Source organism: Thermochromatium tepidum ATCC 43061, assembly GCF_009664085.1.
In the GTDB taxonomy this organism is placed as follows: domain Bacteria; phylum Pseudomonadota; class Gammaproteobacteria; order Chromatiales; family Chromatiaceae; genus Thermochromatium; species Thermochromatium tepidum.
In genome coordinates, this window is the sequence record NZ_CP039268.1 from 145,571 (window position 1) to 159,952 (window position 14,382).

Here is a 14,382-nt window from a genome sequence, read left to right on the forward strand (position 1 = left end):
ATCTCAATTTTGAGATATCTCAGACGCCCCGGAATATGGCAGCATGTTGTCCAGAGCTTGAGCCCATTCCATCAACCAGAGAAAGAGGCGGACTCCATCGATGAACACCACGACCAAGTATGTCTTTGCGTTCGAGGAAGGCGATGGTAAGGACAAGAAGTTGCTCGGCGGCAAGGGCGCCAACCTGTGCGAAATGACCCAAATCGGGCTCAACGTCCCACCTGGCTTCGTCATCTCCACGGTGGCCTGTCTGGAATATCTCAATGATCCCAAGCGCGCCCTGCCGCCCGGTCTGATCGAACAGGTCCGTGAGCAGATGCGTGCCCTGGAACAGAAGACCGGCAAGGGGTTCGGCGACCCGGACAACCCACTCTTGGTCTCGGTGCGCTCGGGCTCGGCGCTGTCGATGCCGGGCATGATGGACACCATCCTCAACCTTGGCCTCAACAGCGAGACACTCCAGGGCGTGATCCGCGCCACCGATGACCCGCGCTTCGGGTACGACTCCTATCGGCGCTTCATCCAGCTCTTCGGCAAGGTCGCGCTCGGCGTACCGGACGAGTCCTTCGACAAGGAATTCGACGCCATCAAAGAGGCCGCGCACGCCAAGCAGGATGTCGATCTCTCGGCCAATGACCTGCGTGAGATCTGCGAGCGTTTCCTCAAGGTGGTCGAACAGAACACGGGCCGACCCTTCCCGAGCGACCCCTATGAACAGCTCGAGATCGCGATCAAGGCGGTCTTCAATTCCTGGATGGGTAAGCGCGCGGTCGATTACCGCAAGCAGTTCAACATCACGCCCGACATGGCCAACGGCACCGCGGTCAATGTCGTGACCATGGTGTTCGGCAACCGGGGCGAGGATTCGGCCACTGGGGTGGCCTTCACCCGCAACCCGGCCACCGGCGAGAACAAGCTCTATGGCGAGTATCTGGTCAACGCCCAGGGCGAGGACGTGGTGGCCGGGATCCGCACCCCCAAGCCGCTTGAACGGCTCAGGGTCGAGATGCCGGATCTGGCCGACCAACTCGAGGAGCTGCGGACCAAGCTCGAGTCCCACTATCGCGAGGTCCAGGACTTCGAGTTCACCATCGAGAAGGGGCGGCTTTACTGTCTCCAGACCCGCAACGGCAAGATGAATACCATCGCCCTGGTGCGCACCTCGGTCGAGATGGAACGCGAGGGGCTCATCACCAAGGAGCAGGCCCTGTTGCGCATCCCGCCCGAGTCGCTGGAACAGATGCTGTTCCCGCGTCTGGATCCCAACGTCAAGGCCGAACCTGTCGCTCAGGGTCTGCCGGCCTCGCCGGGTGCGGCCTCCGGCATCGCGGTGTTCGACGCCGACCGCGCCGAGCAGCTCGGCAAGGGCCAGGGGCTGAAGGTGATCCTGGTACGCGAGGAGACCAAGCCGGAGGACATCCACGGTTTCTTCGCCTCCGAAGCCATCCTGACCTCGCGTGGGGGCAAGACTTCGCACGCGGCTGTGGTCGCGCGCGGCATGGGCAAGCCCTGTGTCGCCGGCGCCGAGGGGATCAGTATCGACGTCGACCGGCGCGAGGCGCGCGTCGGACTCACCAGCTTCAAAGAGGGGGATGTCATCACCATCGATGGCACCTCGGGCAAGGTCTATCTGGGCGCGATCCCGACCGTGGAGCCGGATTTCACGCCCGAGCTCCACACCCTGCTCGGCTGGGCCGACGAGGTGGCCAAGCTGAAGGTCATGGCCAACGCCGACACCCCAGACGATGCCCGGCGGGCACGGCGCTATGGGGCGGTCGGCATCGGTCTGGCGCGCACCGAGCGCATGTTCAACGACGTCGAGCGGCTGCCGATCGTGATCGAGATGATCGTCGCGGAGACGCCCGCGGCACGTCAGGAGGCGCTCAATCGGCTGTTGCCCCTGCAACGCCAGGACTTCCGCGAGCTGTTCGAGGTGATGTCGCCCTACCCGGTCACGATCCGGCTGCTCGATCCGCCGATCCATGAGTTCTTGCCCAAAGAGTATGTGCTCGAGCGCGAGTTGTCCGAGCTACGGGTGCTGGCGCAAAACGCGCGCGGGGTGGCGGTGCTGGCCGGGGCCATGGGTCTGCTGCATGCCTCCGAGGGTCTGCGTCGCGAGGTCGAGACGGCGCGCCACATGATCGATCCGGCCTTAGTGGAGGAGGCGATCGCCAAGAAGGAGGCAATGCTCAAAAAGGTGCGCGCCCTCTACGAGACGAACCCCATGCTCGGACATCGCGGCGTGCGGCTCGGCATGACCTTCCCTGAGATCTACCAGATGCAGGTGCGCGCCATCCTGGAGGCCGCTGCCGAGTGTGCTAAATCCGGCATCGAGGTCCAGCCGCAGATCAAGGTACCGCAGGTGTGCACGGTACAGGAGTTGCGTAAGGTCAAGGAGTATGTCGAGACCATCCATGCGGAGGTGACCGAACGCTACGGCAAGCCGGTCAAGTTCAAGTTCGGCACCATGATCGAGGTGGTACGCGCCTGCCTGCGTGCCGACTCGCTGGCCGAGGAGGCCGAGTTCTTCTCCTTCGGCACCAATGACCTGACCCAGGCGGTGTTTTCCTTCTCGCGCGAGGATGCCGAAAACAAGTTCCTGCCGCTCTACAATCAGTCTGGTCTGCTCCAGGACAATCCGTTCGATGTGCTCGATGTCAAGGGTGTGGGCAAGCTGATGCAGTTGGCGGTCGACTGGGGGCGCGCGGTCAAGCCCGATCTGCATATCGGGATCTGCGGCGAGCATGGCGGGCATCCGGGGTCGATCGCCTTCTGTCATCAGATCGGACTCGACTATGTGAGCTGCTCGGCCCCGCGCGTCCCGATCGCGCGCCTGGCAGCGGCGCACGCGGCCTTGAAGGCGGTGGCAACACCGAACGCTTGAGGGCGACCCTTGGATCTCGATACGCCGAATGCGGCCTTCGCACCCCTGGGCATCCTGCGTTTCGTCGCAGGGCAGGGCGGTCTGACGCGGATCGAGATCGACACCGGCTTGGCGCGGCGATCCCTGGGTTGCTGGTGCGCAGGCGATGCCGGATCTCGACGACGCAGATGACCGAGGCCTCGTCTGTGTCGAGACCCTCAACGCCGCCTCCGAGTTGATCCGGGTCGTCCCCAGCAGAGGGTCTGGATCTAGGCCGAGTATCGGATCGAACCCCTATGAAGCGAGCCATGTCCGACGCGCCTTGCGACTCCCTGACCGAATCTCATTGGCACGACTGGCTCGCCTGGGCGAGCGAACAGGGTCTCGCCCTGCCGGACGATCCCGAGTTCGAGCAGGCGCGGCGGCGGGTATGGGAGGCAAGCGAGTATGTCGCGATCTCGGCCGCGCGCCATCCGGACGTTCTAGCCGAGCTGATCGCGAGCGGCGACCTCGCTCGGACCTATGGGGCCAGTGATCTGGCGACCCGGCTCAGCGCGCGACTCGAGGGCGTCGCCGACGAGGGCGCACTCCAGGCGGCCCTGCGTCGGTTCCGCCGGCGCGAGATGATGCGGATCATCTGGCGCGACCTCGCCAATCTGGCCCCGCTGGAAGAGACACTGGAAGACCTGTCTGAGCTGGCCGACGTCTGCATCCGGGGCGCGCTCGATCGCCTCTATCCCTGGGCCTGCGCCGAGTGGGGCACGCCGCGCGATGCGTCCGGTCGTCCGCTGCGGCTCCTGGTGCTGGCCATGGGCAAGCTCGGGGCGCGTGAGCTCAATCTCAGCTCCGACATCGACCTGATCCTAGCCTTCGCCCAGCCTGGGACGATCGAGGGTGGACGGCGCCCGCTCAGCCACGAGCAGTTCTTCATCCGTCTCGGCCAGCGCCTGGTACAGACACTGGCCAATAAGACCGCCGATGGCTTTGTGTTCCGGGTCGACACCCGATTGCGCCCCTTTGGCGAGGCCGGCCCCCTGGCGATGAGCCTCCCAGCGATGGAGGACTATTATCAGTCTCAGGCGCGCGAGTGGGAGCGCTACGCCATGATCAAGGCGCGTCCGGTCGCCGGCGACCCGGACGACATCGAACAACTGATGGCCATGCTGCGCCCTTTCGTCTATCGGCGCTATCTGGACTTCGGCGCCTTCGAGTCACTGCGCGAGCTCAAGCGTCTGATTGCCAAGGAACTCTACCGGCACGGCATGGACGCCAACATCAAGCTCGGCCCGGGCGGCATCCGTGAGATTGAGTTCATCGGACAGGCGTTCCAGCTGGTGCGCGGCGGGCGCGATCCCGCGCTCCAGGTGCGTCCGATCCGAACCGTGCTGGCCCTATTGGGGCAACGCCAGCTGATGCCCGCCACGGTTGTCACCCAGCTCGACGCGGCCTATGTGTTTCTGCGCCGGGTCGAAAATCGGCTCCAGGCCTATCGCGACCAACAAATCCATTGTCTGCCCGAGGATGGGCCTGGGCGGTTAAGGCTCGCCCGCGCGATGGGCTATGGGGATTGGGCCTCATTCGCGGTCGAGCTGAACGCCCATCGCCGGCGGGTCCAGGAGCAATTCGACGCCGTCTTCGCCCTGCCGGCGACCGAGACCGAGGTCGAGGACACCCCGCTGAGCGCCGTCTGGCACGGCGACCGCGACCCCACGCACGAACTGGAGCTCCTTGAACGCGCCGGTTTCGCTGCCCCCGAAGCGGTGCGTACTCGCCTCCACCAGTTCCGTGACACCTGTATGCGCAGGGGGCTGAGTGCACGCGGACAGGAGCGTCTCGGCCTGATCATGCCCCATATCCTGTGCGTCGCCGCTGGTTGTGCCCAGCCTGAGCTGGCCTTGGAGCGGGTGTTGCGGGTGCTGGAGTCCATCGTGCGCCGCAGTGCCTATCTGGCGATGCTCGCCGAGCATCCGCTGATCCTCACCCAGCTGATCCGGCTCTCCGATCTCAGCCCCTGGTTCGCCGACCAGATCGCCCGGCATCCGCTCTTGCTCGACGAGCTACTCGATCCGCGCCGGCTCTATGCGCCGTTGCGTCGCGAGAGTCTGGAGGCCGAACTCGACGCCCTGCTCGACCAGGTTGACGCCGAGGATCTGGAACAGCAGATGGAGCGGCTACATCAATTCGCCCAGGGTAATCAGCTGCGGGTGGCCGCCGCCGACCTGACCGAAACCATCCCGCTGATGGTGGTGAGCGACTATCTGACCGAGATCGCCGAGGTCGCACTACGGCGCGTGTTGAACCTCGCCTATGCCCATCTGGTTGCCCGTCATGGCCGTCCCACCCAGATCCAGGGCGAGGAGACGGGCTTTTTGGTCATTGGCTACGGCAAGCTCGGCGGCATCGAGCTCGGCTATGGCTCGGACCTGGACCTGGTGTTTCTGCACGGAAGCGACTCGGTCAGCGCCCTGACCGATGGCCCCAAGCCCATCAGCAACGAGCAGTTCTATGCCCGACTCGGCCAGCGCCTCATCCATATGATGACCACGCTCACCCCCTCGGGTCGGCTCTATGAGGTCGATCTGCGATTGCGTCCGGATGGCGCCAAGGGGATGCTGGTGCGCTCGCTGACCTCATTCGAGCAGTATCAGAACGAGAGCGCCTGGACCTGGGAGCATCAGGCCCTGGTGCGCGCCCGTCCAGTCGCCGGCGATCCGGTGCTGGCGGCGCGCTTTCAAGACATCCGCCGTGCCATCCTGTGTCGCAAGCGCGATCCCGATCAGCTCAGGCGCGAGGTGCGCGAGATGCGCGCCCGGATGCGCGAGAACCTCGACACGAGCGGCGCGGGCCGGTTCGATCTCAAGCAGGGCGCAGGCGGTATTGCCGATATCGAGTTTATGGTTCAATACGCTGTCCTGCGCTGGGCGGCGGACTACCCGGCGCTTACGGACTGGACCGACAACGTGCGGCTGCTCGACACCCTGGCGCGGCTCGATCTGCTTCCGGGGCGTTGTGTCAAGGATCTCACCGAGGCCTACAAGGCGCTGCGCGCAGCCTATCATCGCAGCGCCTTGCGCGAGCAGCCCAAGACCTTGTCCGACGATGAGCTAAGGCCCGAGCGTGAGCGCGTGCGGGCGTTGTGGCAGGAATGGATGGACGACTGACGCGGGCCGCACCGGTCGGCCCTGGACCCTCTCAAAGATCGAACTTGGGATGCGGCATCCCGAGCCTAGTGGAGTGAAGACAGATGGCAACGATGGCAGACCGTGACGGTCTGATTTGGCTGGATGGTGAGCTCATACCCTGGCGCGAGGCCAAGACCCATGTACTGACCCACACATTGCACTATGGCATGGGGGTCTTCGAGGGCGTCCGAGCCTATCCGACCGCTCGGGGGACGGCCATCTTTCGTCTGGAGGACCACACCCGCCGGCTGTTCAACTCGGCCCACATCCTGGGGATGCCCATGCCCTGGGATCAGGAGACGCTCAATCAGGCCCAGCGTGCCGTGGTGCGCGAGAACGGGTTGGAGGCGGCCTACATCCGCCCGATGTGCTTCTACGGCCCAGAGGGCATGGGGCTGCGTGCCGATAATCTGCAGGTCCACTGTATGGTCGCCGCCTGGTCCTGGGGCGCCTATCTGGGCGAGGACAACATGAAGAACGGCATCCGCATCAAGGTGTCGTCCTTCACCCGTCATCACGTCAACGCCACCATGTGCCGGGCCAAGGCCAATGGCAACTACATGAACTCGATGCTGGCGCTCCAGGAGGCCCTGCGCGACGGCTATGACGAGGCATTGCTGCTCGATGCCGCGGGCTTTGTGATGGAGGGTAGTGGTGAGAATGTCTTCATCGTGCGCGATGGCGTGCTCTATACCCCGGACCTGACCTCGGCGCTCGATGGCATCACGCGCCGCACCGTGATGACCCTGTGCCAAGAGATCGGACTCAAGGTGGTCGAGAAGCGCCTCACCCGCGATGAGGTCTATATCGCCGATGAGGCCTTCTTCACCGGTACTGCTGCCGAGGTGACCCCGATCCGTGAGGTCGATGCGCGCAGCATCGGTTCGGGCACGCGCGGCCCCATCACCGAGCGGTTGCAGGCGCTCTATTTCGACCAGGTCCATGGACGGCGCGAGTCACATCCCGAGTGGCTGGCGCTGGTCTGAAGGCGCTGCAAGCCTTCAGACCCATCCAGGGCCGGTACCGGGAGGGCTGGAGATCCATTAGGATGGCGTTTTCCAGCCTCTCCCGTCCCGGGCCTGGCTCCAAAGCTTGGTAAGCCGATCAGGTCAGCCGGGCTCCAAGCAACGCAGCCGGGCGCGCAGCCTATCCATCTCTTCCAGCATGTCGGCCACCAGGGCCGCCAACTCTGGTACGGCCTCAAAGTCGCGCTCGATCCCATACATGCGCCGAGCATGGAGCAAGGCGGCACCGGACAGACGCCAGACGCCCGCCACACTTTCGGCGTGCGGGATGAGCCCTTCCGTCAGACGTGCCAGAAGCCAGGCCGGCTCCACGGCACAGGCGGCCGCCGCTTGTTCGAGCGTCAGCCAACTCTCTTCCAGCAGGCTACCCAGCAGGATGTCGTTATGGTTCATGGCATCAGTCCCCGTTGCGTGGGTTGAAGGCCAGCTCCCTGGCCATCTGTTCATACAGGGCCCGTGCCTGCGGCGTATCCGCCGGTGGCAAGACCACCCGTACCTCTAGCAACAGGTCTCCTGGCGGCTGGCTAGGGATGCCGCGACCACGCACCCGCAAGATCCGACCGCTGTCGGTCCCCGGTGGGATGCGCACCTTCACCGGCCCGCTGGGCAGATCGACGCTGACGATACCGCCCAGCGCCGCCTCCCAAGGGGTCACGGGTAAGCGTAGGTGCAGATCGCGCCCCGCAGGACGGAAACGCGGGTGGGGATTGAAACGCACCTCAAGCAACAGATCGCCAGCGCGACCGCCGCCGGTACCCGGCGCCCCCTGTCCAGCCAGACGGATGACCTGGCCCTCACTCACGCCCTTGGGGATCTTCACGTTCAGGGTGCGGGTATCCAGGACCAGTCGCCCGTGCTCATCCAGCCTGGGGGCGCGCAGTGAGATCGAGCGAGTGGCGCCGGTGAAGCTGTCCTCGATGTCGAGATAGATGCGCGCGTGATGGTCCTGGCCCGCGTCGCCTCTGGTTTGGAAGCCGCGCCCACCCAGGCCGCCGAAAAGCTCGGCAAAGAACTCGGAGAAGCCCGCCGCCTCATGAGGCGAGAAACCATGGCCAGAAAACTCAAAGCCGGCGTCCCAACCCGGCGGTGGGTGAAACTCCTGGCCTGGACGGTAACCCCGCCCGAGCTGGTCATAGGCGGCGCGCTTCTCCGGATCGGAGAGCACGGCATAGGCCTCGTTGACCTCCCTCATGCGCTGCTCGGCGTCCTTCTCCTTCGAGACATCGGGGTGATACTTGCGCGCCAGCCGACGGAAGGCCTTTTTGATGTCTTCGGCACTGGCATCGCGGGGCACGCCGAGTACGGCATAATAGTCCTTGTATTCCATGGCAGGTATTCTTATGACTTGGATGGCTGCGATTTTGGCGTCTCAGCCAGCGTTTGCAAGCGCTTGGAATCCCGGTGATGGACGGTCATTTTAGGGTCTGTAGGCGCCAAGGCGCTCATCCCCGACGTGATTACGCAATAAGGAGGATTGAAGCATGTTGTATCGATCGCTTTTCCCGCGCGATCTGTTTGCCGAACTCGACCGCCTGCAACGCGAGCTGACCCGGGGCCTCGACTGGTCACCCAGCATCCGCGGTCTTGCCCGTGGCTTCCCGGCCATGAACGTGGGCAACACGCCCCGCTCGGTAGAGGTCTATGCCTTCGTACCAGGTGTGGATCCGGCGAGCCTCGAAGTGCAGATCGAGAAGGGTGTGCTCACCATCGCCGGCGAACGCAAGGCAGAGGCGGTACCAGAGAACGCCGCCGTGCATATCGACGAGCGTTTTGCCGGGCGCTTCCGGCGCGTGCTGACCCTACCTGACGACATCGATCCCAACGCCGTGACGGCGCGCTGCCGCGATGGCGTGCTGCATGTCAGCGTGGCGCGCAAGGAAGCGGCCCAGGCCCGTCGCATCACAGTTCAGTAAAGGAGAAAGGCCATGACCGACAAGACCCAGGTTGCCGAACCACGCCGCGATGAAGCCACCCTGTTGCCGCCGGTGGATGTCATCGAAGACGCCAATGGCATCACACTCTATGCCGACCTCCCCGGCGTGTCCAAGGACAAGCTTAGGCTCCAGGTGGAGGGCGAGACCCTCTCCATCGAGGGCGAGCTGGCCCTGGACATGCCTGAGGGCATGGAGGCCATCCATGCCGAGGTGGAGCTACCGCGTTATCGCCGTGCATTCACCCTCTCCAAGGAACTGGATACCGAGAAGGTGAGTGCCGAGTTCAATCACGGCGTGCTCAGGTTGCGCATCCCGAAGGTCGAACACGCGCAGCCACGCCGTATCCAGGTGCAGGTGCTCTGATCAGCGCTTCTCTTAAGCCTAGACTTGCCGGACGCCTGGCGTCCGGCGGCGCGATTGGAGGTGAGCATGAAACTTGGTCAACTTAAGCAAGATGTATTCGGCTTCTTGGGGCAGGTGGCCGAGGGTTGGCGTCACCTGGTACAAAGCGCCTCCGGGGCGCTCACCCGTTTCCGACCGAGCGAACACACCCAGCTACCGGACAAGACTGAGGTCGATGACGCAAGCTGGCTGCCGAGTCGCGGTTGGGCCATGCTGGGTGGTGACCTCTTTGAAGACGAACATAAGCTGGTGGTGCGACTAGAGATCCCAGGTCTCGACAAGACGGATCTGAATGTCGAGATCGGCGCGGATACCCTCGTCGTCTCCGGCGAGAAGCGCTTCGAACAGGAAGGCACCAAGGGCCGTTGGCGGGTGATGCAGTGTGCCTATGGCAGCTTCCGGCGCGTGGTGCCATTACCGCTGAGCGTGAAGCCAGACGAGGCGCGGGCCACCTACAAGAACGGCGTCCTGCGGGTGGAACTACCCAAGGCCGAGCCCAGCCAGCCGAAGTCGGTGCGCATCGAGGTCAGGTGACTGTGGCACACACCTGCGATGGATAGAGGATAAGTGGCCAGGAGTCCCGGTCAACCGGGTGGGGCCCTGGGTATCGCAGTGGCAACCGGGATATGAGCCCAGTTTTACAACAGGAGGACCAGACGACGATGTCGAACCCAGCCACGGCAAGGCCACAGGAATCGCCGCCGATCGCAATCAGCCGCCGGGAGCTTCCAGTGTGTTGTCCTCGCCCGGATGCCCCGCTCTGGAACATGCACCCCCGGGTCTATCTGCCGATCGCAGACGACCCGCCGCATGAGGCTGTCTGTCCCTATTGTGGGGCTAGATATCGGCTCATCGACTAATAAAAAATCCGGACACCTCGGGGCGGCCAGCGGATTTCCGCTCCAGATATCCGGGGCTATCGCCTCATACTCAGCTGACGAAGCGGCGCCTTCGTCAGCCAAAACTCGTTTGCTCGGTATCTCCAGTCGTACGAGGGCTTCGATTTCTCGTCCTTCGATGATCGGATCGAACGGCTCCAGTCCGAGGGCAAGACGCTGCTCTATGTCGCCAATGAGCGCGGTCCTGTGGGTCTGATCGCGCTTCGCGACACCCTGCGTGCCGAGACCCCGGCGACGCTGGCGCGTTTACGGCGGCTGGGGATCAAGCGGCTGGTGATGATCTCGGGTGATCGGCGCGTCATGGCCGAGGCGCTGGGACGTGAACTCGGTTTCGACACCATCCATGCCGAGGTCGTGCCCGAAGACAAGGCCGCGCTGGTGCAGCAGCTACAGGCTGAGGGGGCGAGGGTGGCCTTCGTCGGCGACGGGGTGAACGATGGACCGGCGCTGACCGTGGCCGATGTCGGCATCGCCCTGCCGCGCGGTGCAGATATTGCGCGCGCGACGGCGGATATCCTGCTGATGGACGATCGGCTGGATGCCGTGGCCGATGCACGCGAGATCGCGGCCAAGACCATAGCACTGATCCGGACCAATTTCCGCGCGGCGGTCGGGCTGAATACCGCCATCCTCGCCGGCGCGGTGAGCGGTCGCCTGCCACCCCTGGGCAGCGCCCTGCTGCACAACGGCACGACGCTGGGCGTGTTGTTCAATGCACTCAAAGGCGTGCAGCTGGGGCGCTGATCGACTTGCTCAGCCTGCCGTGCGTTTCTCGCGCCGCCTGAGCCAGACCTCCAACCCCTGGGCGTTGAGTTCAGTATCCACTGCCAGGACCCTCTGGATTTGGTGATCGTCCAGGGTCACGCCCTGCTCGCGTGCGCACTGGATCAGGTGCGCCCCGACCGCCGCCTTGATCCGATCCCGTCGCCCGTCCTCGGGCCGTCCTTCCTCGCGCAGCGCCAGCTCGGCCAGATCGCGGATGCTACGGCGCACTGTCTCGACGCACGCCTCCGGGCGATCGACACGGCCATAGTGGGTCAGATACATGGTCTGCGGCTCATATGCCATCAGCCGGTCGAGACTGGTAAGCCAGGCGTCCGGATCGAAGGCGACTGGCGTGGTGGGCGCAAACAGCCAGGGGCCGTGCGTCGTCGCGAACTCGCGATAGGCGATGCCGAAGGTATCGCCGGTGAAGAAGCCCTGCGTCCGGCGATCGAGGATGCAGCCATGATGATTGGCGTGGCCTGGTGTGTCGATGAAGGTCAGGCTGCGACCATTCAGGTCGAAGGTCTGTCCGTCCTCGGCGAGGATAACGCGCTCGGACGGGATCGGCAGGGGAATGCCAAAGTCGCGCTCGAAGTTCTCCTCACCATAGACGACACAGGCACCGGCGATCAGTTTTCCTGGGTCAATGAGATGCGGCGCGCCCCTGGGATGGACCACGAGGCGGGCGTTCGGGCAGGCGGCCATCAGATGACCCGCGGCGCCGGCATGATCCAGATGGACATGGGTCGGCATGACATAATCGACCTGTTCAGGTGTCAGACCCAGCGCGGCGATGGCCGCCAGCAGGGTTGGGGCGGCATTGGCCGGTCCGGTATCGATGAAGGCCAGACGCTCACCCGAGCGCACCAGATAGGCCGCAGCCAGACCCTGGCGATAGAGTCCAGTGTCGAGGCAGTGGATGCCCTCGGCGATCTCCTGAAAGTGGGGCTGTGACATGCTCAAATGACTCCGAAAATGGATTGGAATGGAGGGCAATAGCGTCAACAAAAGGGCTTGAACTCAAAGCTTGTACCAGCAAGCCTCGGCATCTTCGATGGTCGTGCCAAGTTACCCGAGGTCTCGCAAGAAAGGCGTCCACAGCAAAACTGGCACGGCTTCATGCCCGCATCGCCAACATCCGCTCGGATGCCCTGCATCCGCTTACGTCGGACCTCAGGCGGCGGTTTTACACCATCGTGATCGAGGATTTAAACGTGCAGGGGATGATGGTGGGCCGCCGTCTGGCCCGTTCGATTGCCGACATGGACCTTTCGGTCGTGGCGGACATCGATAAACTCCTTATGCCTTCTACCCGCCGATACTTTATATGCTCACGCTTGTCCACAAGCACCAACACATACACGCCCATGTCTGAGCGAGGGCGTATCTACCTGTCAAGTCCCGGAAGATCATGTGGCTGTTTGTCAAACAGGTGAGGGTGGCTTTGGTACCACTGTCGCATGGCGGCCAGGGGTGTTTGTCCTTTGAGTGCGGCCTGGGGCAGTTGATGGTTATACAGCCAGACGTAACGGGCAATGGTGCGCTCGAGGTCTTCGCCGCTGGTGAAGTGGTGACTTCGCAGCACCTCTTCGAGGCGGCCGTTGAAGCGCTCGACCATGCCGTTGGTCTGAGGACGCTGAGGGCGGGTGAGGCGATGCTCGATGGCGAGGGCCTGGCACAGCTGAACAAATTCATGCCGGCCGCTTTCGCGGCGGGCGGCGCGACCAAAGAGCCGAACGGTGAACTCCTTGCCGTTGTCGGTCAGAATCTTGCGAATCTTGATGGGGCAGGACTTCGAGAGCGCCTTGAGGAAGGCCGCTGCCGAGCGCGCGGTCTTGTGGGGTTTGATTTGGACGAATACCCAGCGTGTGGCCCGGTCGATGGCCACGAACAGGTAGCGGCGAGCGGTCTCGTCGGGCATTTGGGGCAGATATTTCACGTCGAAGTGCACAAAGCCCGGCTCGTAGGCCTGGAACGGCTTGTGCGCCACTTGTCGAGCCTCGGGGCGCAGCGCGAGCAGCTTGTTGAGGCGATGCCGACTCAAGCAACGGTGGATGGCAGAACGCGAGGCTTTGGGTTCGATGAATTCCTTGACCACGGCGACGAGGTCATCGAGCGGCAAAAGCAGCAGTCGACGCAGCTCCACCACCACCGCCTCTTGGGCGGGTGTGAGCGTCGTTTGCAGACGGTGCGGCGTGTGCGATCGGTCGTTGAAGTCGGCTCGAGCTTGCCACTTGCGAACCGTCGACTCGGTGATGTTGTAGCGCTGCGCCAGCACCGATACCGGCTCATCGCTGGCCGCGATCTCGGCGCGCACCGCAGGGGTGGTACGCGCTTGCTTGTGCAGGGCGATCAACATGATGACGACTCTCCTTCGTTGGGCCTCGACTGGATGCTGGCTGCGGCTTCTCCAGCCGCCCTACGGGCGCCCGGAGAAGCCGCAGCCAGCCGAGACTTGTTCTCTGATTCCATCTCTGCGGTGAGTGTGTGCAAAACATCGCGCGCAAAGAATAACGGAAAGCGGCTCGGGGCTATATGATCATCCGGGACGGGACATCTACCAAAGCACGCAGGAAGATCCCACGTGCGCCATTGATGTCACGATCGACGGTGAGACCGTTGCTCGTGATGGTTTTCGCGCCACCGATCGACTTGATCTCGTCGGTCCAACTGGCCGTTTTCGAGGTATAGGCCTCGTTGACCCGTAACACGACCTTACCGACGCGCTTGGCCACTGCCTCCAGGCGTTGACCGAAGCGGAAGAAGGCGTAACCGAGTATCGCCCTGACCGACTTTGCCCGGATCTTGCACCTTGATTTCGCTGACAGCTCCTTGGTCTCAAAGGTCGGCAGCAGGATCAGGTCGAAGCGGTCCAGCAGGAAGCAAATCGCCTGGAAGTGCAGCTCGTCCACCAGATCGCGAATCCTCCAGCGCAGCCGGTGCGCGGCCTTCTTGAGCCGGGCCTTCTGACGACATCGGGCCTTGGCGATCCGAGAGATCAGCCGATCGAGGTGATGACAAAGCCTGGCGATGCGCGCGAAATCGCCCTCGCCGAGCTTAAACGCCCGATCCTCGGCAAAGCCGGTCAGGAAGGTCCGGATGCCCGGATCGAGCGCCACCACCCGACCTTGGTTCAGTGAGCGTGTGTTGGCTTATTTCCTGAATCCGTGGTCATCAAAGCCGAAACCCCTCCTGTGAGAGGTCTGGCATGACTTCTCTGGCTGACCGCCCGGAATTTCTGTCTGCCGATGGTCTTTCCCGGGCCGGCGCACGGCCTTTGGGCTTCGAAAGTCGGCGCTGGTAGAACGGCGT

13 protein-coding genes and 1 pseudogene are annotated in these 14,382 nt (G+C 63.7%); 9 read left to right on the plus strand and 5 right to left on the minus strand.

Features of this window, described 5'->3' with window-relative positions; all coding sequences use genetic code 11:
• Positions 1–100: 100 nt before the first annotated feature.
• From ppdK to E6P07_RS00685, 3 genes are all read left to right on the plus strand, one after another.
• The gene (gene ppdK / locus E6P07_RS00675; RefSeq protein ID WP_153973836.1) at positions 101–2,884 is read left to right on the plus strand and encodes a pyruvate, phosphate dikinase; all 2,784 of its coding nucleotides are present in this window, start codon (positions 101–103) and stop codon (positions 2,882–2,884) included.
• 287 nt (positions 2,885–3,171) lie between these two features.
• Positions 3,172–6,024, plus strand: coding sequence for a bifunctional [glutamate--ammonia ligase]-adenylyl-L-tyrosine phosphorylase/[glutamate--ammonia-ligase] adenylyltransferase (gene glnE, locus E6P07_RS00680; RefSeq protein ID WP_153973837.1), 2,853 nt, complete (start codon positions 3,172–3,174; stop codon positions 6,022–6,024).
• 83 nt (positions 6,025–6,107) lie between these two features.
• Complete coding sequence (locus tag E6P07_RS00685) at positions 6,108–7,031, plus strand: branched-chain amino acid transaminase (protein WP_153973838.1); 924 nt, start codon at positions 6,108–6,110, stop codon at positions 7,029–7,031.
• Between the two features lie 123 nt (positions 7,032–7,154).
• Here the strand turns inward: E6P07_RS00685 and E6P07_RS00690 are convergent, their stop codons facing one another.
• Positions 7,155–7,463 (minus strand): chaperone modulator CbpM, encoded by a 309-nt coding sequence (locus tag E6P07_RS00690; RefSeq protein WP_153973839.1) that lies wholly within the window; start codon positions 7,461–7,463, stop codon positions 7,155–7,157.
• Positions 7,464–7,467: 4 nt separating this feature from the next.
• On the minus strand, positions 7,468–8,397 hold the full coding sequence (locus E6P07_RS00695; protein WP_153973840.1) for a DnaJ C-terminal domain-containing protein: 930 nt from the start codon (positions 8,395–8,397) through the stop codon (positions 7,468–7,470).
• A gap of 154 nt (positions 8,398–8,551) precedes the next feature.
• On the opposite strand from E6P07_RS00695, the gene E6P07_RS00700 reads away from it, so the two are divergent.
• The 5 genes and pseudogenes from E6P07_RS00700 to E6P07_RS00720 form a co-directional block, all read left to right on the plus strand.
• Entirely contained in the window at positions 8,552–8,983 is a 432-nt protein-coding gene (locus tag E6P07_RS00700) for an Hsp20/alpha crystallin family protein (RefSeq protein WP_246172877.1), read from the plus strand.
• Between the two features lie 12 nt (positions 8,984–8,995).
• A complete protein-coding gene (locus tag E6P07_RS00705; RefSeq protein ID WP_153973841.1) occupies positions 8,996–9,367 on the plus strand; it encodes an Hsp20/alpha crystallin family protein in 372 nt (123 codons plus the stop codon).
• A 66-nt stretch (positions 9,368–9,433) separates the two neighbouring features.
• On the plus strand, positions 9,434–9,940 hold the full coding sequence (locus E6P07_RS00710; protein ID WP_153973842.1) for an Hsp20/alpha crystallin family protein: 507 nt from the start codon (positions 9,434–9,436) through the stop codon (positions 9,938–9,940).
• A 128-nt stretch (positions 9,941–10,068) separates the two neighbouring features.
• Positions 10,069–10,266, plus strand: coding sequence for a zinc-finger domain-containing protein (locus E6P07_RS00715; protein ID WP_153973843.1), 198 nt, complete (start codon positions 10,069–10,071; stop codon positions 10,264–10,266).
• A 141-nt stretch (positions 10,267–10,407) separates the two neighbouring features.
• Positions 10,408–11,049 (plus strand): annotated as a pseudogene (locus E6P07_RS00720) (HAD-IC family P-type ATPase); the annotation flags it as partial.
• Positions 11,050–11,058: 9 nt separating this feature from the next.
• On the opposite strand, the gene E6P07_RS00725 reads toward E6P07_RS00720, so the two are convergent.
• Positions 11,059–12,027 carry an MBL fold metallo-hydrolase gene (locus E6P07_RS00725; protein ID WP_153973845.1) on the minus strand — a complete coding sequence of 323 codons (969 nt, stop codon included), beginning with the start codon at positions 12,025–12,027 and terminating at the stop codon, positions 11,059–11,061.
• Between E6P07_RS00725 and E6P07_RS14105 the strand changes: the two genes are divergently transcribed.
• Positions 12,021–12,506 carry a transposase gene (locus tag E6P07_RS14105; RefSeq protein ID WP_425505139.1) on the plus strand — a complete coding sequence of 162 codons (486 nt, stop codon included), beginning with the start codon at positions 12,021–12,023 and terminating at the stop codon, positions 12,504–12,506. The genes E6P07_RS00725 and E6P07_RS14105 overlap by 7 nt on opposite strands.
• On the opposite strand, the gene E6P07_RS00735 is transcribed toward E6P07_RS14105, so the two are convergent.
• The gene (locus E6P07_RS00735; RefSeq protein WP_153973846.1) at positions 12,458–13,429 is read right to left on the minus strand and encodes an IS481 family transposase; all 972 of its coding nucleotides are present in this window, start codon (positions 13,427–13,429) and stop codon (positions 12,458–12,460) included. The two genes, E6P07_RS14105 and E6P07_RS00735, sit on opposite strands and share 49 nt — an antisense overlap.
• A 172-nt stretch (positions 13,430–13,601) precedes the next feature.
• Positions 13,602–14,189 (minus strand): zinc ribbon domain-containing protein, encoded by a 588-nt coding sequence (locus E6P07_RS00740; protein ID WP_162008583.1) that lies wholly within the window; start codon positions 14,187–14,189, stop codon positions 13,602–13,604.
• Positions 14,190–14,382: the final 193 nt, after the last annotated feature.